Annotated in this window: 15 protein-coding genes; 9 read left to right on the top strand and 6 right to left on the bottom strand. The window is 68.9% G+C overall.

Features of this window, described 5'->3' with window-relative positions; all coding sequences use genetic code 11:
- Positions 1 to 113: 113 nt before the first annotated feature.
- The 3 genes from AB0H32_RS02705 to AB0H32_RS02695 all read left to right on the top strand — a co-directional run bounded on the left by AB0H32_RS02705 (position 114) and on the right by AB0H32_RS02695 (position 4,938).
- On the top strand, positions 114 to 2,396 hold the full coding sequence (locus tag AB0H32_RS02705; RefSeq protein ID WP_361113096.1) for a (Fe-S)-binding protein: 2,283 nt from the start codon (positions 114 to 116) through the stop codon (positions 2,394 to 2,396).
- A 236-nt stretch (positions 2,397 to 2,632) separates the two neighbouring features.
- Positions 2,633 to 3,064: a hypothetical protein gene (locus AB0H32_RS02700; RefSeq protein ID WP_361113093.1), complete on the top strand. Its 432-nt coding sequence runs from the start codon at positions 2,633 to 2,635 to the stop codon at positions 3,062 to 3,064.
- Between the two features lie 101 nt (positions 3,065 to 3,165).
- Positions 3,166 to 4,938, top strand: coding sequence for a DUF4012 domain-containing protein (locus AB0H32_RS02695; protein ID WP_361113090.1), 1,773 nt, complete (start codon positions 3,166 to 3,168; stop codon positions 4,936 to 4,938).
- A 20-nt stretch (positions 4,939 to 4,958) separates the two neighbouring features.
- Here AB0H32_RS02695 and AB0H32_RS02690 read toward each other — a convergent pair whose 3' ends face one another.
- Positions 4,959 to 5,498, bottom strand: a complete 540-nt coding sequence (locus AB0H32_RS02690) for a low molecular weight phosphatase family protein (RefSeq protein WP_361113086.1) — start codon at positions 5,496 to 5,498, stop codon at positions 4,959 to 4,961.
- Between the two features lie 7 nt (positions 5,499 to 5,505).
- Positions 5,506 to 6,957 (bottom strand): polysaccharide biosynthesis tyrosine autokinase, encoded by a 1,452-nt coding sequence (locus tag AB0H32_RS02685; protein WP_361113083.1) that lies wholly within the window; start codon positions 6,955 to 6,957, stop codon positions 5,506 to 5,508.
- A 327-nt stretch (positions 6,958 to 7,284) separates the two neighbouring features.
- On the opposite strand from AB0H32_RS02685, the gene AB0H32_RS02680 reads away from it, so the two are divergent.
- The gene (locus tag AB0H32_RS02680; RefSeq protein WP_361113080.1) at positions 7,285 to 8,538 is read left to right on the top strand and encodes a glycosyltransferase family 4 protein; all 1,254 of its coding nucleotides are present in this window, start codon (positions 7,285 to 7,287) and stop codon (positions 8,536 to 8,538) included.
- A gap of 67 nt (positions 8,539 to 8,605) precedes the next feature.
- Here the strand turns inward: AB0H32_RS02680 and AB0H32_RS02675 are convergent, their stop codons facing one another.
- Together AB0H32_RS02675 and AB0H32_RS02670 are read right to left on the bottom strand one after the other, a co-directional pair.
- Positions 8,606 to 9,982 (bottom strand): UDP-glucose/GDP-mannose dehydrogenase family protein, encoded by a 1,377-nt coding sequence (locus tag AB0H32_RS02675; RefSeq protein WP_361113077.1) that lies wholly within the window; start codon positions 9,980 to 9,982, stop codon positions 8,606 to 8,608.
- Between the two features lie 218 nt (positions 9,983 to 10,200).
- Positions 10,201 to 11,214, bottom strand: a complete 1,014-nt coding sequence (locus AB0H32_RS02670; RefSeq protein ID WP_361113074.1) for a UDP-glucuronic acid decarboxylase family protein — start codon at positions 11,212 to 11,214, stop codon at positions 10,201 to 10,203.
- A 350-nt stretch (positions 11,215 to 11,564) separates the two neighbouring features.
- On the opposite strand from AB0H32_RS02670, the gene AB0H32_RS02665 reads away from it, so the two are divergent.
- On the top strand, positions 11,565 to 13,055 hold the full coding sequence (locus AB0H32_RS02665) for a lipopolysaccharide biosynthesis protein (protein WP_361113071.1): 1,491 nt from the start codon (positions 11,565 to 11,567) through the stop codon (positions 13,053 to 13,055).
- A gap of 47 nt (positions 13,056 to 13,102) precedes the next feature.
- Here the strand turns inward: AB0H32_RS02665 and AB0H32_RS02660 are convergent, their stop codons facing one another.
- On the bottom strand, positions 13,103 to 14,569 hold the full coding sequence (locus AB0H32_RS02660) for a sugar transferase (RefSeq protein WP_361113068.1): 1,467 nt from the start codon (positions 14,567 to 14,569) through the stop codon (positions 13,103 to 13,105).
- Positions 14,570 to 14,981: 412 nt separating this feature from the next.
- On the opposite strand from AB0H32_RS02660, the gene AB0H32_RS02655 reads away from it, so the two are divergent.
- The 4 genes from AB0H32_RS02655 to AB0H32_RS02640 all read left to right on the top strand — a co-directional run bounded on the left by AB0H32_RS02655 (position 14,982) and on the right by AB0H32_RS02640 (position 19,411).
- Positions 14,982 to 16,142 carry a glycosyltransferase family 4 protein gene (locus AB0H32_RS02655; protein ID WP_361113065.1) on the top strand — a complete coding sequence of 387 codons (1,161 nt, stop codon included), beginning with the start codon at positions 14,982 to 14,984 and terminating at the stop codon, positions 16,140 to 16,142.
- Positions 16,143 to 16,290: 148 nt separating this feature from the next.
- A complete protein-coding gene (locus tag AB0H32_RS02650) occupies positions 16,291 to 17,550 on the top strand; it encodes an O-antigen ligase family protein (protein WP_361113182.1) in 1,260 nt (419 codons plus the stop codon).
- Positions 17,547 to 18,620, top strand: coding sequence for an NAD-dependent epimerase/dehydratase family protein (locus AB0H32_RS02645; RefSeq protein WP_361113062.1), 1,074 nt, complete (start codon positions 17,547 to 17,549; stop codon positions 18,618 to 18,620). The genes AB0H32_RS02650 and AB0H32_RS02645 overlap by 4 nt, the downstream gene beginning before the upstream one ends.
- Positions 18,617 to 19,411, top strand: coding sequence for a WecB/TagA/CpsF family glycosyltransferase (locus AB0H32_RS02640; RefSeq protein WP_361113059.1), 795 nt, complete (start codon positions 18,617 to 18,619; stop codon positions 19,409 to 19,411). The genes AB0H32_RS02645 and AB0H32_RS02640 overlap by 4 nt, the downstream gene beginning before the upstream one ends.
- A gap of 14 nt (positions 19,412 to 19,425) precedes the next feature.
- On the opposite strand, the gene AB0H32_RS02635 is transcribed toward AB0H32_RS02640, so the two are convergent.
- Positions 19,426 to 19,749 carry an antibiotic biosynthesis monooxygenase gene (locus AB0H32_RS02635; protein WP_361113056.1) on the bottom strand — a complete coding sequence of 108 codons (324 nt, stop codon included), beginning with the start codon at positions 19,747 to 19,749 and terminating at the stop codon, positions 19,426 to 19,428.
- Between the last annotated feature and the right edge of the window lie 255 nt (positions 19,750 to 20,004).

Genomic DNA, 20,004 nt, shown 5'->3' with positions numbered 1-20,004 from the left:
GATCCAGATCACCCCGCTCCTGGCTACAGTGCGAGGAGGGATGCGGGTAGTCTCGAACGGACTGCATAAGTTACCGCTTAGTAATGTCCCTCGCAGGCCCGAGGAGCCCCGAAATGCAACTCGCCGCGATCATCGTGTCGCTGGTTCTGATCGTGGTCGGCGTGGCCCTGTTCGCCCGCGCCCTCCTGCAGATCTACAACTTCATGCGGCTCGGCCAGAGCGTGCCCGCGGGCACCCGCACCGACGAGCCCGTCCAGCGCACCCTCACCGTGGCCAGGGAGTTCCTCGGCCACACCCGGATGAACCGCTGGGGCATCGTCGGCGTCGCGCACTGGTTCGTGGCGGTGGGCTTCTTCTCGCTGCTGCTGACGATCGTCAACGCCATCGGCCAGCTGTTCCAGGCCGACTGGATCCTGCCGGTCATCGGCGACTGGGCGCCGTACAACATCTTCGTCGAGTTCATCGGCACGATGACCGTGCTCGGCATCCTGACGCTGATCGTGATCCGCCAGCTGAGCAAGCCGAACAAGCCGGGCCGCAAGTCCCGCTTCGCCGGCTCCAACTTCGGCCAGGCGTACTTCGTCGAGGCCGTCATCCTCATCGTCGGCGTCTGCATCTTCATGCTGCACGCGCTGGAGGGCGCCCAGCACCACGTGGACGGCTACGAGTCCTCGTTCTTCATCTCGTACCCGGTGGTCAACTGGCTCGAGGGCGTGGACGTCTCCACGCTCCAGAACCTCACGTACTTCTTCGCGGGCCTGAAGATCGCGACCTCCTTCATCTGGATGATCACGGTCGCCCTGAAGACCGACATGGGTGTCGCCTGGCACCGCTTCCTCGCCTTCCCCAACATCTGGTTCAAGCGGAACGCGGACGGCGGGACCTCCCTGGGCGCCCTGCTCCCGATGACCTCCGGCGGCAAGCCGATCAACTTCGAGGACCCGGGCGAGGACGACGTCTTCGGCGTCTCCCAGGTCGAGCAGTTCTCCTGGAAGGGCCTCCTCGACTTCTCCACCTGCACCGAGTGCGGCCGCTGCCAGTCGCAGTGCCCCGCCTGGAACACGGGCAAGCCGCTCTCCCCGAAGCTGCTGATCATGTCGCTGCGCGACAACGCCCACGCCAAGGCGCCCTACCTGCTCGCGGGTGGCGGCAAGACCGTGGAGGGCGAGGAGAAGGCGTCCGAGGAGCAGCTGAAGGACGTTCCCGCGGCCGCCCTCGCCGAGGCCGAGCGCCCGCTGATCGGCACCGCCGAGGAGAACGGCGTCATCGACCCGGACGTCCTGTGGTCCTGCACCACCTGCGGCGCCTGTGTCGAGCAGTGCCCCGTCGACATCGAGCACGTCGACCACATCGTCGACATGCGCCGCTACCAGGTGATGATCGAGTCCGCGTTCCCGTCCGAGGCGGGCACGATGCTCAAGAACCTGGAGAAGAAGGGCAACCCCTGGGGCCTGGCGAAGAAGCAGCGCCTGGAGTGGCTGAAGGAGGTCGAGTTCGAGGTCCCGGTCGTCGGCAAGGACATCGAGGACCTCACCGAGGTCGAGTACCTCTACTGGGTCGGCTGCGCCGGCGCCCTGGAGGACCGCGCCAAGAAGACCACCAAGGCCTTCGCCGAGCTGCTGCACATCGCGGGCGTGAAGTTCGCGATCATGGGCGGCGACGAGAAGTGCACCGGTGACTCCGCCCGCCGTCTCGGCAACGAGCCCCTGTTCCAGGAGCTCGGCATGGAGAACGTCATGGCCCTGAACACGGCGTTCGGCGAGGAGCTGGACGACGAGGGCAAGGTCACGGCGGAGTCGAAGAAGCCGAGGTCGGCGAAGAAGATCGTCGCCACCTGCCCGCACTGCCTGAACACCCTGGGCAACGAGTACCCGCAGCTCGGCGGCGACTACGAGGTCATCCACCACACCCAGCTGCTCCAGCACCTGGTGGACGAGGGCAAGCTGATCCCGGTCACGCCGGTCGAGGGCATCATCACCTACCACGACCCGTGCTACCTGGGCCGCCACAACAAGATCTACACGCCTCCGCGCGAGATCATCGGCAAGGTCCCGGGCCTGCGCAACGAGGAGATGCACCGCCACAAGGAGCGCGGCTTCTGCTGCGGCGCCGGCGGCGCCCGGATGTGGATGGAGGAGCGGATCGGCAAGCGCATCAACAACGAGCGCGTCGACGAGGCCCTCTCCCTCAACCCGGACATCGTCTCCACCGCCTGCCCGTTCTGCCTCGTCATGCTGACCGACTCGGTCAACGGCAAGAAGAACGACGGCAAGGCGAAGGAGTCCATCCAGGTCGTGGACGTGGCCCAGCTGCTCCTCGACTCCGTCAGGACGCCGGTCGACCCGGCGGGCGAGGCGCAGGCCGAGAGCGAGCCGGAGCCGGAGCCGGTGAAGTAACCGGAACCACGCGAGACCGCCGACGCCTCCATGCCCAGCCCGGGCATGGAGGCGTCGGCGTCCTGTTGGCACTACACCATCCGGTGACTAATACACGCCTCTGTGTGATTTGTGCCGATAAATTCCTATTTATTCCATTATCCAGGACCTGGAGTCTGCCCACATCGCATTCGGGCCTCCTACTCAAGTCGAGGAGAGTGGAAAAGATGACGACATCGCCGAGATGGCGATCTGTTGTGGCGTCAGCCGCCGCAGCAGCTGCACTCTTTGCAGCACCCCTGGCAGGCGCAGCGACCGCTCACGCCCAGGGCACCCCGTATCCCCCGCATCCGACGCACACGCCCTACCCGCCCTACCCGCCGAAGCCGCCCTACCCGCCGAAGCCGCCGCACTGCGACCACGACGACTACGGCTACGGCCACGACTGCGACTACGGCCACGACGACGGCCAGGACGGCAGTCACGACAGCGGCCACGACAGCGGCCACAACGACAGCCACGACGACAGCCACGACGGCGGCTACGGGCACCACGTGACCAAGCCGCACCTCGCGGACACCGGTGCCAACGACCACACGAAGGAACTGGTCCTGGGTGGTGTGGCGGCCACTTTGGTCACCGCCGGTGCCGGCACCCTGCTCGTCATGCGCCGTCGCGGCAACTCATGACGGTGCCCAAAGTACGTCTGTCCTTCCCGCTGCGGCGTCCCGGGCACCCCCGGGACGGCCGCCGGGCAGGTCGGCGCTTTCTCGGCCCTCGGGCCAGGAACATGCTGATCGCCGCCGCCGCTGTTCCCGCGGCGGCGGTCGCCTGGATCGGTGTCACGGGCGTCCTCGCCCACCACGAACTCCTCGCCGCTCAGGACGACTTGAACGCACTGCGGGACTCGCTCGCGGCATCGGCCGGGTCCCGCCCCGCCGATGCCGTCGCTGCGGGGCCCCCGGCGCCGTCCGAGCCGGAACGACTGCTGCGTTCCGCGGCCGAACACGCCGTGAGCGCACACGGCCTGACCACCGGTCCTGCCTGGTACACGGCCGCCCGGCTGCCCTTCGTCGGCGGCCCCCTGGAGACCGTGCGCGGCATTGCGGAGGCCTCGGACCGACTGGCCGGCGACGTGCTGCCGCCGCTCGTACGGGCCGTACCCCGGCTCTCGGCGGGCGCTCGCGCGGGCGGCGTCCCGCATGCTCTCACCGAGTTGGACGGCCAGGCGTCCGCGTTCGCCCGGGCCGCGCAGGTCGCGGCCGAGGTACGGGACGACACCCACCGTCTGCCCACGTCCACCTGGCTGTCCGCGGCCGACCACGCCCGGGCGAAGCTGTCGGACCGACTCGACCGTCTCGTCCCGCAGACCCGCGACGCCGCTGTCGCGGCCCGTGTGGCACCGTCCCTGCTCGGAGCGCACGGGCGACGGCGCTACATCCTCGCTTTCCAGAACACGGCCGAGGCACGGGGCACGGGCGGTCTCCCGGGAGCCTTCGCCGTGCTGCGGGCCGACCGGGGCCGCCTGTCCTTCGAGCACTTCGGCAACAACACGGAGATGGACGGCAGCCACGCAGACGTCGACCTCGGAGCCGAGTTCAGAGCCCAGTACGGGAACAACGGCCCAGAGAGCCTCTGGGCCAACTCCAACATGAGCCCGCACTTCCCCTATGCGGCCCGCATCTGGACCGCGGACTGGCACAGCCTCAAAGGTCAGCGCCTCGACGGTGCGATCGCCATCGATCCCAGTGCGCTCGGCCTTCTGCTCCGTGCCACCGGCCCCGCCCGGCTGCCCGACGGCACGGCGCTCAGCGCCGACAACGCCGTGGACATCACCGAGCGGGCCGCGTATGCGAAGTACGACGACGTCGCCAAGCGCAAGGCGTACTTTGTGGAGGCTGCCCGTGCGGCCGCCGGACGAATGATGACGGCGGCCAACGACGCGCGCCTGGTCCCCGCGTTGCTGGGCGCCCTGCGCGACGTACAGCGCGAAGGCCGACTGCAGGTGTGGAGCGCGCACACGGACGAGCAGCGGCTGCTGGAGTCACGGCCGTTCTCGGGCGTGCTTCCCGACGCTCCGGGCCCCTTCGCAGGGCTCGTCGTGAACAACGCGGCCGGCACCAAGCTGGACTACTACCTCGACCGCAGCCTGGTCTGGGCACCGGGTGCCTGCTCCGGCTCCGGCCGTTCCGTCACCGCGACCGTGACCTTCACCAACCGGGCGCCGGCGTCGGGCCTGCCCGAGTACGTCACCCAGAGAGTCGACGCCCCGCCCTACCGGACCCGCCCGGGCGACAACCGGCTGCTCGTGACCTACTACGCCGGCGCGGGAGCGAGGCTGACGGGTGCCACTCTGGACGGCCGACCGGTCGAGACGTTCCCGGGCGCGGAACGCGGCCACCCGGCGTACACCGTCGACCTGGAGCTTCCCCGGCAGTCCAGCCGCACACTCGTGCTGCATCTGCGCGAGCCGGAGGCCGACCACGCCCCGACGATTTGGCGGCAGGCTCTGGTGACACCGCTGCGGGCCACGGTGAAGGCCTCGGCTCCTTGCCGTACCTGAGCCCGAGCGAAAGCCATGTCTCAGGGAGTCAGTGTCCCGGCCAGCGTACGGACCGCCTCGCGGACCTCGCGGGCCCGCTGCCTGTGCACATCGGGGGATGCGCCGACCGGGTCGGCGATGCCGTCCGACTCCTCCGACGGGGGAACCACCGCGCCACGCCGGGACGCGGCCAGCCGGACCACCTCGTACGGCGTGGCGGCCTTCGTCCCGTCCGACAGCCGGACGAACTCCCGGAGGGTGAAGCAGCGGCGCAGCGCCACCGGAAACAGCCGCACCGCGGCCTCCCGGTGGCATCGCTCCATACCCAGCACCAGGTCGGCCTGCTCCACCTGTGCGGCGTCCAGCCGTCGGGAGGTGAAGTCCCCCGCCTCCCCGCCAAGTTCACCGATGATGGCGCGCGTCACGGCATCCAGCGGTGCCGGCCGGGCCTCGGTGCCCGCGCTGCGGACCCTGAAGTGCGGTTCCGGCAGCGCGGCGGCCAGCAGCCGTTCCGCCACCGGCGAACGGTGCCGGTTGCCGGTGCAGATGAACAGCACTTCGAAGCCGCTCGGTGCACTCATGCCGGGCTCATTTCTCACCGTCGGGGGCTCGGGAGGCCGCCACGGCGGGCACCTCGACGCCGGCCGGCGGACGGGGCACGGGCACCTCGGCCGGTGCGTAGCCGTAGCCGTATTCCTTACCCTTGAAGGCGGAGGACATGCTGAAGACGGTGCCGAGGATGCGTACGCCCGTCCGACTCAGCGACTCGGCGGCGTTGCGGATCTGGTCCCGGCCGGTCTTGGAGGCGCGCACCACAAGCAGCACTCCATCGGCGAGCGGGGCGAGGCCGATGGTGTCGGCGACCGGCAGCAGGGGCGCACTGTCCACGATGACCACGTCGTAGCCGTCGGCAAGTTCGCGCAGCACCTCGGCCATCCGGCCGCAGGAGAGCAGCTCGGTGGGGTTGGGCGGCAACGGACCACTGGTGAGCACCGTCAGCCGGCCTCCGGCCTGCTGCGCCACGTCCTCGACACCGGCCTGGCCGATCAGCACCGTGGTCAGGCCGGCCTCCTCGACCAGCCCGAAGGTACGGGCGACGGACGGGCGGCGCAGGTCTGCGTCGATCAGACAGGTCCGCATACCCGCGTCGGCGAGGGAGAGCGCCAGATTGACGGATGTGGTGGTCTTTCCCTCGCCGGGCACCGGGCTCGTCACGACGATCACCTTCGGCGGGTCGTCGACCTGCGCGAACTGCAGATTGGCACGCAGTTTGCGGAAGGCCTCGGCACGCACGGACGTGCCCGCGCTGTCCATCGCGATCCGCCGCTGGGTCGCGCTCTTGTCGAACGGGATGGACCCGAGAACCGGCAACGAGGTGAGCTCTCCGAGGGCGTCACTCGTCTTGATCGTGGTGTCGAGCGCCTCGCGCAGTGCGACGATCGCGGCGGCGAGCAGCAGCCCGGCGAGGACTCCGGCTGCGGTGTCGAGCAGTTTCTTCGGCGACACGGGGCGTTTCGGGACGATCGCCTGCTCGGTGATGCCGAGTGAGACGGGCGAAGCGAGGTGGGCGGACCCGTCCTTGGACGAGGCGTGGGGTGTCTTCGGTGTCTCCAGCTTCTCGACCACGGTGGCGAAGCGCTTCGCGACAGCGTCGGCAATACGCGCCGCACGTGCCGGAGCCCTGTCACGTACCGTGATGTTGATGAGCACGGTGTTGAGCGGAGCCTCGGCGGTGATGCGGGAGGCGAGTTGCTCCGGCGTGTACCTCAGCCCCAGCTCGCGCACCACGGGTCCGGTCACCTGGCGAGTTGCGACGATCGCCGCATACGACTGGACACGCGCCTGGGAGAAGGACTGCCCCTGGTTCAGTTCGGCGGTGTCCGCACCGGACCGGGTGGCCACGAAGATCTGGGTACGGGCCGCGTAGACCGGCGTGCTCACGGCGATCGCCGTCTCCGCCGAGCCGATACCGAGCAGAAGGCAGATCAGGATGGTCGGCCAGCGCCTGGCCAGCACTTTGAGATATCCACGAAGGTCCAATGTGTACCTCTCACAGGACTGAAGACGCCCTGCTTTTGTAAATTCTGCGCCGAATACCCCGGCTCAGAGTAGGCGCAACCTCCTCATACGTCCGGCAGCCACGACAGGAGAAGGGGCCACAAGATCCGAGAATCCATGAGCCAATCGAGGGAAAACAACCTCGGAAACGCGGCAAGGAAAACGTTTCTTCAGAGAATCGCACCCGGCGCCGAAGCAATATGCCTGGCGGCAGGCCGGCGCGGTGTCTGAAGTAGGGGTTTTATGCGTACGAAAATCGGAACTGAAGCCGATCCTGCATCGGGAACAGGGTCACGCACACTGCGTATCGTGCTGGTCTCGTTCGCCTGCGACCCCACACGCGGCAGTGAGCCGGCCATCGGCTGGGGATGGGCCGAAACACTGGCGAGACGCGGGCACACGGTGGAGGTCCTGACGCATCACGAGTTCGACAACGTTCGGCAGATCGCGCGCCGGGTGGAGGACCTGGGGCCGGTGGGCGAACGCATCAAGGTGCACGTCGTACCACCACCGCCCGCCCCTTCATGGACCGCGCTGCTGCCCGGCTTCCTGCGCGGCATGGCCGAGGAGGTCAAACGCTATGACGGCTGGCAGCGTCGGGCCTTGGCCTATGCCCGCAGCCACGGACTCGATGCGGCCGACCTCGTGCACCACGTCTCCTACGGATCGCTGCAGGGCGGCAGCGCGCTGCGCCGTCTGGGACCACCGTTGGTGTTCGGTCCCGTCGGAGGCGGGCAGACCGCACCGCACAGTCATCGGCGCTTCATGGGCACTGCCTACTGGCAGGAGGCGGTGCGGACCGTGCTGTGGGTGCACTGCCTCAGCCGTCGGCCGTCGTGCCGCAAGACGCTCCGCAAGGCCTCGGTGGTCCTGGCAACCAACCGGGACACCGAACGACTGGTCGGACGCCTGAGCCGTACCGCCACGCATCTCATGCTCGCCGACGGCATCCAGGAGTCGCTGATCCGCGAGTCGGTGCAGGCCCGGCAGGACCGCCCCGGTCACCCGCCCACCGTTCTGTGGGTCGGCAGGCTGCACCCGCGCAAGACGCCCGAACTCGCCCTGCGGGCGATCGCGCATCTCCGGTCGGACATCCCGGACGCCCGCCTCGTGATCCTCGGCGACGGGCCGCTGCGGCGGCCGCTGGAACGACTCGCCGGCCATCTGGGCGTGAGCGAATCCGTCGAATTCCGCGGCCTGCTGCCCCGCGAGCAGGTTTTCCAGGCATGTGACGAAGCCGATGCATTTCTGATGACCAGCCTGCGGGACTCCTCCAGCACACAGACCCTGGAAGCGTGGGCCAGAGGTCTCCCCGTCGTCCATCTCGGCCACCACGGCATCAGTGATTTCTCGGCGCCGGGCGGGGCGATCTCCGTGCCGCTCGGCAACCCCGCGGATCTGCCGCGGCGCATCGCCTGGGCGCTCAGCGGCGTACTCAAGGAGCAGCAGGCACGGCAGTGCATGGAACGAGCCGCACTGTCATGGGCGCGGAAGCACACCTACACGGCGAAGGCAGAAATCGCGGAAGACCTCTACCACTCCATCCTGCCCGTCAAGCGATGAGGATGCCCGGCCGCGGCGGGACCGATGCGGTGAACACCCCGGTCCCGTGGCCGCGGCCGGCCCGGGCTCAGCACAGATCAGCGTCGGCCAAGTGGTCGACGGCCGCCTGCTGGCTCGGCAGGGCGGGGGCATTCGGTCGGCCGAGTGCCCGCAGGGTCCATCCGGCAGACCGCCACAGCAGCGTGTCGAGGGCGTTGCGCGCGTCCAGGATCTTCCGTGCCGGTGCCACGGCGGCGAGTGCGGTGGGGTCGATCCGCCGGTAGTCCCTCCACTCCGTCAGATGAAGGACGAGATCGGCGCCCAGGCATGCCTTGTCCACGTCCGGGGCGTAATCGAGCATGGGCAGAACGGCCCGGGCGTTGTCCATTCCCTCCGGGTCGTGGAGCCGTACGTCCGCGCCCTCGTGGTGGACCGCGGCCGCGACGGCCAAGGCGGGCGAGTCACGGACATCGTCGCTGTCGGGCTTGAACGTGGCGCCGAGGACGGCGATGCGGCGGCCGGCGAATGCTCCGCCCACCATGTCCCGGGCGATGTCGACGGTACGCCGTCGCTGCCGCGCGTTGATCTCGTCGATCTCTCGGAGAAACGACACCGCGCCGCCGACGCCGAGTTCGTCGGCGCGGGCCGTGAACGCCCTGATGTCCTTGGGGAGGCATCCGCCGCCGAAACCGAGGCCTGCGCAGAGGAAGCGGCGGCCGATACGGGAGTCGTACCCGAGGGCGTCGGCGAGCGTCGTGACATCGGCGCCCGTGGCATCGCAGACCTCGGCCATGGCGTTGATGAAGGAGATCTTCGTGGCGAGGAAGGAGTTCGCCGCGACCTTCACCAGCTCGGCCGTCGCGGGATCCGTGCTGATGTAGGGCACGCCGTCGCTCAGCATCGGTGCGTACACCGCACGCAGGGTCCGGTCGGCCCACCGCGACGGGACGCCGGCCACCAGCCGCTCCGGGCGCAGCGTGTCCCGGACGGCGAAACCTTCCCGCAGGAACTCGGGATTCCAGGCGACCTCGACGTCCAAGCCGTCCGGGGCAAGCTCCTGGACGCGCAGGCCGAGCCGGGCCGTCGTCCCCGCGGGAACCGTGGACTTGCCCACGATCAGGCAGCGCCGGCGCAGCCGGGGCGCCAACTCTTCGATGACGGCGTCGACCGCCCGCAGGTCGCACGCCGGAGAGTCCTGACGCTGCGGGGTGTTCACACAGACGAAGTGCACATCGCCGAACTCGGCCGCCTCGCCCAGGGAGGTGGTGAAGCGGAGTTTCCCCGAGCCGACGGCTCTGCCGAGGACATCCTGCAGACCTGGTTCGAAGAATGGGACCCTGCCCTCGGTGAGAGCCGCGATCTTCTCGGCGTCGATGTCGACGCCGAGCACCTCGTGCCCGATGTCTGCCATGCATGCGGCATGCACGGCACCGAGGTATCCCGTTCCGATGACGGTCAGTCGCATCTCTCTCGCCCCTTTCTGTGCCGGTTCGGATAGCCGAACGGGTTGAGTTCCTGGAATCTGCGTGCGTCCTTGCACATCGCGGTGAGGTCCCTCGTCGTGGTCCGGTTCCAGGCCCGGTTCACGGCCCAGTACTCGATGGGCAGTGCCCCGGACTCCCCGACAGCCTTCTTCTCGTCGAAGTGGACGGCGGCCTCGGTCCCTGGGTCGCCTCTCCGGCGTCAGACCACGGGGTCCGCGACGGTCAGCAGCGGCCTGTCGCCGTACGGGCGCGGGACCTGGTGCTCTCTGACGGAGTCCTCCTGCTGCTGCCGGTCCCTGAACCACTCCACCGTCCGGCGCACTCCGTCCGCGACCGGTACCTCCGGGCACCAGCCGAGGTGTCCACGGGCACGAGTGATCACCGGGCGGCGGCGGACCGGATCGTCGGTGGGCAGCGGGTGGTACTGGATCTCCGAGTCGGAACCCGTGATGTCCCGGACGAGCTCGGCGAGGTCGGACACGGTCCACTCCTCCGGGTTGCCCAGGTTGAACGGGCCGGTCTCGGACGAGTCCAGCATCGCGACCAGGCCGCGGACCAGATCGTCCACGTAACAGAAACTGCGGGTCTGCTTGCCGTCGCCGTAGATGGTCAGGGGTTCGCCGCCGAGGGCCTGGGCGATGAAGCTGGAGACGACCCGGCCGTCGCGCCGACGCATGCGCGGGCCGTACGTGTTGAAGATCCGGACGATTCCCACGTCGACACCCAGACTGCGCCGATAGGCCAGGGAGACGGCCTCCCCGTACCGCTTGGCCTCGTCGTACACGCTGCGGGGCCCTACGGGATTGACATTCCCCCAGTACTCCTCGTCCTGAGGATGAACCAGCGGATCGCCGTAGACCTCACTCGTCGAAGCGAGCAGGAACCGGGCGTTGTTGCGCCGGGCCAGTTCGAGGGCGTTCTCGGTGCCCCGGCTTCCCACGGCGAGGGTCTGCAGGGGCAGCCGCAGATAGTCCGGCGGTGACGCGGGACTCGCGAGATGGGCGACGGCGTCCACCGGACCGGGGACTTCCGCCGTGACGCTCACGTCGGCGCGGATGATTTCGAAGCCGGAGTATTTCCGCAAGTGTGCGATGTTCTTCGGCCGGCCCGTGCTGAAGTTGTCCAGGCATACGACGGCGTCTCCGCGCCGCAGCAATGCCTCACACAGGTGTGACCCAAGAAAGCCGCCCCCACCGGTCACGGCAACGCGCATGACTTTCTCCAGTAATTCGGGAAGGGGTGGAGATGTTTCTCCAAAACATCGGAAGGATATGGAGCGACTGCCTGTTTCCCCTCGCGTGCGCAACTTGAGCCGTGCACTGTTTGGCGGTACGCCGGAAGAAGACGGTAATCGTGCAATACGGCGAAAGGGGTTCCTGCCGTGCGGAATGCGGCCCGGGCGGACCGCGGTCAAGGCGTGCGGACCGTCACTCTCATGTGTGAACGCGGCACCTCGCGCGTCGCCAGCACCTCTGCCACGGCCAGGGCTTGTCGGGCTACTTCGCCCCGGCCCTTGCGTGCCTGGCCGGGCGGCCCTCGGACACCGTGAGAAGGTCCTGATCCATGACCCAGCTGACCTCCACCACCGTCAGGGGCGTGCGCTGGACCTATCTCGCCGCCGCGGCCGGCGTCGTCGTCCAGATCCCCTACGCGGCCGCGATGGCCCGGCTGCTCACCCCCAAGGACTTCGGGCTGATGGCACTGGCCCACCTGGTCCTGCGTTTCGCCCACAACTTCGCACAGGGCGGGCTGCGCTCCGCAGTGGTACAGCGTCCCTCGCTCACCGACCGAGACGTACGGGTCGTCTTCACGCTCGGCCTCACCGTCGGCACCTGCTCCTTCACGACGGTCTGGTTCATCGCCCCCTACGGCACCGAATTGGTCGGCGGTCCCACCGAATTGACCGGCATGATCCGGGCCAGCGCGCTGATCCTGCTGTTCATGGCCCTGGGCGCCCCCGCCACCGGACTGCTGGGCCGCGGCATGCGGTACCGGGCCGTCGCCTTCACCGACTTCTTCTCCTTCGCCGTCGGCTACTGCGCCGTCGGAATCTCGTCCGCACTGCTCGGCGCAGGGGTGTGGAGCCTCGTCTACGGCACCCTCGGGTGGTACTTCCTGCAGGCACTGCTGCCCTATCTGCTGGTCCGCCACTCACTGCGTCCCCTGCTCGACATGCAGGCCATGCGTGACGTCATGCGTTTTGGCGCCAAGGTGTCGGCCAACGGGTTCCTGGAATACCTGACCGAGGACTTCGGCAAGCTCGTCATCGGCCGTTACGTGGGAGTCACCGCCGCCGGGCTCTACGACCGCGCCGCACTGCTGGCATCGCTTCCGCTGCAGCAGATCCAAGCGGCGGCGGGCAAGGTTCTCCTTCCCGCTTTCAGCCGCATCCAGTACGAGAAGAGCCGGCTCTGCGCCTCCCACGCCGACTGCACCGCACTGACCGCACTGATCCTGTTCCCCCTGTGGGCGGTGATCGGCGCGAGCAGCGAGCAGCTGGTGGCACTCCTCCTCGGCGACCAGTGGCGGGGCAGCGCAGCACTGGTCCCGGTGCTCGGCCTGGCCAGCGCGCTCATGCTGATGGCGCAGTTCTCAGGCACGCTCGTGGAAGCCATCGGCGCAGTGGGGCGCAAGGTGGTCATCTCCCTGGTACAGCTGACGGTTCTCGTCGCCGGAACGGCCGTCGCGCTGTTCCTCGGCTGCGGAGTTCGCGGACTGATGGTGGTGGTACTCATCGGTCAGCTCGTCAAGCAGGCCCTGTTCCACGCCTGGCTGAGCCGCCTCTTCCCCTCCGCCCGGCGGCGGGTCGCGGAGGCGTACGCGCAGGCTGCCGGTCTCACCGTCCTGATCTGGTCGGCGCTCTGGTCCGTTCAGCAGGCACTGGGGGGCCGTTGCCCCATGGCATTGATCCTCGCGGCCAAGGTGGCGGCCGCGGGCGCGCTGCTACTGGGCTGTGTGCGGTACGGGACGGGTCTGCATGGCGTGCGTGTCGCTCGGGAGCGCGGCCTGCTGCCCGGGAGACTGTCCCGCGAGGACCTCAAAGAGGCTTGCTGACCCGCTTCTTTCACCGGCTGCCCCTTTGACGGTCGGGACATCAGGTGTCAGTAGGCACCGTTGCCCTCGACGACGGCCCGCAGCGTCCGGCCCAGGATGCCGAAGTCGACAGCGGGAGACCAGTTGTCGACGTAGCGCAGGTCCAGGGCGACGGTCTCGTCCCAGGACAGGTCGGAGCGCCCACTGACCTGCCACAATCCGGTGAGCCCCGGCTTGACCCTCAGCCGTCGCAGCTCCACCTCGTTGTACTTCGCCACCTCGTCGGGCAGCGGCGGCCTGGGACCGACGAGGGACATGTGCCCCTGCAGCACATTGATCAGCTGGGGAAGCTCGTCCAGCGAGAAGCGGCGCAGCACACCGCCCACGCGCGTGATCCGGGGATCGCGGCGGATCTTGAACATCAGCCCGTCGTGCTCGTTGGTCCGGGCGAGCTCGTTCTGCAGCTGCTCGGCGTTGGCAACCATGGTGCGGAACTTCGCCAGGTTGAACAGGCGGCCGCCCTGCCCGACGCGGATCTGGCGATGCAGGACCGCTCCCGGGGAATCCAGCAGCACGGCGATGGCCACCGCGGCGAACACGGGGGCGAGCAGCAGCAACAGCAACGCGGCGCCCACACGGTCCGTCACCGCCTTCAGCAGCAGGGCGGCGCCGCGGCGCACGGGCGGGGCCACGCGCAGCATCGTCAGACCGGCCACGGACGACACCTTGACCCTGCGTTGCGCCACCTCGGTCAGACCGGGCACGACGACCAGCGGACGCCCGTCCTCGTGGACGGTCCAGGACAACCGTCGCAGGCGATCACCGGCCATGCTCGGCCCGGAGATGACGAAGACCACGTCCACGTCCAGTCGTCGGGCCGCCGCCAGCACCGGGGCGGAGTCACCGGACAGCTGCGCCGGGGCCTGCTTGTCCAGCCGAGCCGCGACGGGGCACACCGGATCGGGGGTGCCTTCGCCGATGGGGCACACGCCGACCACGACGAACTCGTGGTCGGTGCGACGCGCCAGTCGGCTCATCAGAGCGTCGAGAGCGGTGGCCTCGCCGATCACCAGGGCACGGCTGACGGCTCGTCCGTCACGGCGTCCCGCCGCAAGATGACGGTTCATCAGGCCGTCGCACGCGACGGTGCTCGCCAGGCACGCGACCACGCCGACCAGTGCGAGATGAAGCGGGGAATCCTCACCGGTCGTCGCTCTGACCGCAGTGAGCAACCCCACCAGAATCAGCCAGTCCCGCAGGACGGGGACGGCGTTGCCGTTCTCTCCCAGGCTGGGCCACGCGTACCGGGTGCGTGAAGACCGCACGAGCACCCAGGCCACGGCCATCACCACCGCGTACCACAGCGCGTGCGCCTCGCCGGCCAGGCGGAAAGCCGTGTACACCGGCAAGGCCGCCCCCGTGACATCGACGGCCACGGCGGTCGGCAGGTACCAGGCGGGCTTGCTGTGACGTCTTCGTCCGGTGCGAGGCGGCTCCCGGTCGGACTGCACCTGCGTGCGCCCTGGCAGGGGCACATAACGTAGATCTCCCCGTACAGTCACGGTCACCCTCTCCAACCGGCTCCAACGATCACTTCGGGGTCCGTGCGCCTGGCCACGGGATGAAGCCGACGAAGGTAACCGTCAGGGCCAGAGCATCACTCGGGGTGCGGCAGGCTGCGGACGCGATCGAGTGTGTCCGACGGGCACGCGGTGGGTCGGCTGGCGAGGCTCGTCCGCGCGGAAGTCTCACCCGATAAGCAGCATGGGCGGGAGCACGCCGATACGAGCCCGGGTCGGGCCAGATGGCGATCCTCGCTCCGCCAGACGGGTGGGCTTGGCACAGCGCCTTTCCCAAAGCAGGGGCACGAACCACCGGTTGCGCGAATTTAGCTCTTGCCCGTGGAGCGTGCCGGCTCCGGCTGACGACGACCGAAGGCGCCCTGTCATGAAGATCGCGGTAGTACACAGCTTCTACACCGCCGCAAAGCCCAGCGGGGAAAACGCGCTCGTACTGGACCAGGTGCGCGCGTTGGGCGCGGCGGGCCACACGGTGGAACTCTTCTCCGCCCGCACCGACGAACTGGCGCAGGATCCGTTCTACCCGCTGCGGGCAGCGGCGCGCGTGGCGACCGGCCGGGGCAACAGCCCGCTCGCGCGGCTGCGCTCGTACGCCCCCGACGTGGTGCACGTGCACAATCTGTTTCCGAACTTCGGGCGTTCCTGGGTTCGGCACTGGGACGGCCCGCTCGTGGCGACCCTGCACAACTACCGGCCCATGTGTGCTGCGGCGACTCTCTATCGCGCAGGCGCCGTGTGCACACGGTGTCCGGACGGCGACCCCTGGGCGGCCCTGCGGTACGGCTGCTACCGCGACTCCCGGGCCGCGACGCTTCCGTTGGCCTGGGCCGGACGGCACGGCCTCGCGCGGGACCCGCTGGTGGGCCGTGCGGACCGGCTCGTCGTGAACTCCCGACTGAGCGAGCGGACGTACCGACAGGCCGGCGTGCCGGCCTCGCGCCTGATGCTCGTACCCAATTTCGTCGACGCACCGCGGTCCGACGAAGCACCGGGCGACGACACCGGCCGCTGGCTCGTCGCCGGGCGCCTCTCGGCCGAGAAGGGCGTCCTGGAACTGCTCCGCCAGTGGCCGGACCACGAACCCCTGGACGTCGTCGGCGACGGCGAACTGCTCGCCGACTGCCGGACGGCCGCCCCTTCCTCCGTCCGCTTCCTCGGGCAGATCGGCCGGGCGGAACTGTGCCGGCGGATGCCCACCTGGCGCGGCCTGGTCTTCCCCAGCCGCTGGTACGAGGTCCAGCCCTGCGTGCAGGTCGAAGCCCTGGCGGCCGGGCTTCCGACCCTGGCGTTCGAGGGCTCCTCGGTTGCCGAGGCGGTACGGGAGCACGGTACCGGCTTGGTCACACGGTGGGACAAGCCGCTCGCCCCGGTTCTGGCGGAGGCGGCCACCCGCTTCCCGTCACTGCGCGCGCACTGCCGGCAGGTGTACTCCGACCACTTCACGGAGGGGGCCTGGCTCAGCCGCATCGCCAGGGCGTACCAGGAGGCGACCCGTGTCGCCGGCGGCCACATCGCGGTGCCCACCTAGGAAGGGCGAGTGATTCGTGGAAACGGGAGTGCACAGGGTGTACCCGAAGACCGAGGTGGCCCTCCGTACCGGCACGGGCCCCCGTCCATCGGGGTATGGGACATCGGGCCGTGAACCCGTCGGTGACCACCGGATGGTCGCCGGAGTGATGGTGGTCGCCGTTCTGCTCACCGGCGGCCGTTGGATTTCCCACGTGCATGTGGGGCCCCTCTACATCGGGGACGCGCTGCTGGGCGCCGCCTTCCTGCAGGCCGCCTGGCTGAGCGCGCTCTCCGGGAAACGGAAAGACCGCGTCTACGGGCCCGGAATCCTGATCGGGTTGCTGCTGCTCCTGACCGGGTTCCGGCTGCTTGCCGTAGAGGACGACATGCGCACGGCCGCCCGCGACGCAGCGCCTTTCGCCTATGCCGCAATCGCTTATCTCTCCGCGGGCAGCTACCAGAGGGTGAGCGATCGTGGCAGGGCACGAACGGTCCGTGTGATCCATGCCGGGCTGCTGCTGCACCTCGGATGGGTGATGGTGGCGACACTCGCTCCGGAATTCACCGCGACGCTGCCCGAGGTGGGCAATACGCGCATCTTCGAGATCCGGACGGATTTCGACGTGGCTGTGCTCGGTGTACTGGCCGGTGTGTCGGTCCTGCTGCTCAGACGAGGCCGGATCTGGCTGCACGCGTCCGTGGCGACCACCGCGCTCGCGACGGCTCTGGCACAGGTGAACAGAGCAGGCATCATCGCGTGCTGTGCATGCGTCCTGCTGGCGGTCATGTTCCGGGCGGGCAGGAACGGCCGTGTCACCGCTCGCTCGGTGCTGCTCGGAGCGATCGCGGTCCTCGCCGTGGTCGTGGTGCTTCCCATGTCCCCGGCCGGCCAGCGCCTCCTCGCGCTCAACTCCCCCGGGACGGCCTCTTCGGAACTCGTCGAAAACGCTCAAGGCACCAAGCGGGCACGGCTGATCGCATGGGAGCGGGTCGTGACGTACACCCTGGACGATCCGGTGCGGACGGCCTTCGGTGTGGGCTTCGGCCCGGACTTTCTCCAACTGTCCAACGGTGACCTTCCGATCGGTCGGGGAATGGGTGTGCGCTCACCCCACAATTACCTGGTCACCTCGTTCGCCCGGCTGGGCTTCGTCGGTCTCACCCTCGTCGTCGGCCTGCTGGCCGGCCTTCTGACGATTGCGATTCGGACCATCCGCGGTGGACCGCCCGACGAACTGACCTCCCTGTGTGTGCTGCTGGTGATCTCTCTCCTCGTCGTGGCCCTGCTGGGCGTCATCCTGGAGTCACCCTTCGGCGCCGCTCCCTTCTTCTGGGCGGCTGGAATCCTGCTCGCCGGCGATCGGTCACGGCGAGCGGCAACTCTTCGGCAAGGCACGGTCAATTCTCCTCAGGAGGCGATGGTATGAGCGTCGCGGTGGTCACGGGGTCAGCTGGCCTGATCGGGTCCCAGGCAGTACGGCACTTCGCCGGCCTGGGACTTGATGTCATCGGCATCGACAACGACATGCGCTCGCGGTTCTTCGGACCGGAAGCATCGACCGCGTGGAACGTGGATCGTCTGTCCGCGGACCTCGGCAAGGCCTATGCCCACCACGGCGTGGACATCCGTGACCGTGACGCGCTGGCGTCCGTGTTCCGCAGGTACGGCCGGGACATCGCCGTCGTCATCCACACCGCGGCGCAGCCGTCCCACGACTGGGCGGCACGCGACCCCTTCCTGGACTTCGACATCAACGCGGCGGGCACGCTCAATGTGCTGCAGAACGTTCGCGAACACTGCATCGAGGCCCCACTGATCCACTGTTCCACCAACAAGGTGTACGGCGACCGCCCCAACTCCCTTCCGCTGGTGGAGCAGGAGACACGCTGGGAGATCGACCCCAGCCATCCCTGCTTCGGCGGCATCGGCGAGGACATGTCCATCGATGCCTGCCTGCACTCGGTCTTCGGCGCCTCGAAGGTGGCGGCGGACGTCATGGTCCAGGAGTACGGCCGCTATTTCGGACTCAGGACGGCGTGCTTCCGTGGGGGGACCCTCACCGGACCGGGCCATTCCGCCACGGAACTGCACGGTTTCCTCGCCTACGTGATGCGCTGCGCCATGGAGCGGCGCACGTACAAACTCATCGGTTACAAGGGCAAGCAGGTGCGGGACGCCATCCACAGTCATGACGTGGTGAGGGCGTTCGAGTCGTTCTTCCGCAACCCTCGCAGCGCGGAGGTGTACAACCTGGGCGGCGGCCGGCACTCCAACGCCTCCAACCTCGAAGCGATTGCGCTGGCCGAGAAGCTCTCCGGAGAGGAGATGCTCGTCGAGCACGTCGGCACACCCCGGACCGGCGACCACATCTGGTGGATCAGCTCCAACGCGCGTTTCGAGCAGCACTATCCGCAGTGGCAGGTGACGTACGACGTGCCCATGATCATGAACGAGATCTACGAAGCCAACGTGGACAGGTGGACGCCGGGCCGGTGAAGAGGAATGTTCTTGGCGTCTTCGTCGACGCGACAAGTTACGCCGAGGCGGTCGACGACGTGCTCGCCGCGGCGCGGGAACGCCGTCCGTTCGCGGTCACCGCGCTGGCCGTCCACGGCGTGATGACGGGCGTGCTGGACCGGGAGCACGGCGGCCGCCTCAACTCCTTCGACCTGGTGACCCCGGACGGACAGCCCGTACGCTGGGCACTGAACATGCTGCACGGCGCGGCCCTCGCCGACCGTGTGTGCGGCCCGACCCTGACGCTGCACGTCGTGCGCGCAGCGGCGGAAGAGGGCTTGCCGGTGTATTTGTACGGTTCGACGGAGCAGACGCTGGACCGGCTGATGCTGAACCTGCAAAACACCCTTCCGGCTCTGAAGATCGCCGGTCACGAGCCGTCCAAGTTCCGCGTGGCACGTCCTGGTGAGGACGTGGAGCTGGCCGCCCGGATCGCCGCGTCCGGGGCACGTATCGTCCTGGTCGGGCTGGGCTGCCCGCGCCAGGAGGTCTTCGTGCACGCCATGCGTCCGCTGCTGCCGATGCCGCTGCTCGCGGTCGGTGCCGCGTTCGACTACCACGCGGGGATCCTGCGCAGGCCACCCGAGTGGATGCAGAAGCACGGACTGGAGTGGCTGGGGCGGCTCGCCATGGAGCCGGGCCGGTTGTGGCGGAGGTACCTCATCCTCAACCCGCACTACCTGGCGCTTCTGGCCGCACAGTGGACCCGGCTTCGGCCGGCCGGCCCGCCGCCTCCCGTGACGGACAGGCCGGCCGTGTTTCCCGTGTGAGCCGGTGACCGCGGCTACGCGTCCTTCGGCCCCGCCTGCTGCACCACCTCGAAGGACCACAGGGTGGAACCCGAGGCGGCCGGGCGCGGCCGTTCGCCCTCCCCGCCGCCCTGGTGCGCCGCCTTCATCGGCCCCTCCATCCACGCCTGGAACGACTCCTCGTCCCGCCAGCGCGTGTAGACGAGGTAGGTGTCGGTGCCCTCGACGGGCCGCAGCAGCTCGAACCACTCGAAGCCGTCGGAGTTCTCCACGGCGTGGGCCCGCGAGGCGAACCGCTTCTCCAGCGTCTCCCGCTGCTCGGCGGGCACGGTCAGCACGTTGATCTTGACTACGCTCATGCCCCCATCCTGCCCCGGCCCCTGCGCTCCGGCTCGGGCGGCCTGCCGGTGCCGTGCGGGACGGGAAGCCCGGCGGGGTGTCCGTCGGCCCCGTCGTACACACGTACCGGGGCGGGACGAAGGACTCCGTCGCCGTGTGCCGCGGGGCGACGAAAGGGCTGCTGGAGGACAAACCGGCGGTGCTCTTCTCCACGTCGGAGTTCCTGGCGCCCCGGGCGGACGGTCACATCGGCCCCAGGGGCTCAGCCCCGCACC

It is taken from the genome of Streptomyces sp. NPDC020362 (assembly GCF_040642095.1).
Taxonomy (GTDB): Bacteria; Actinomycetota; Actinomycetes; order Streptomycetales; family Streptomycetaceae; genus Streptomyces.
This window is presented reverse-complemented; position numbering and strand designations above follow the sequence as displayed.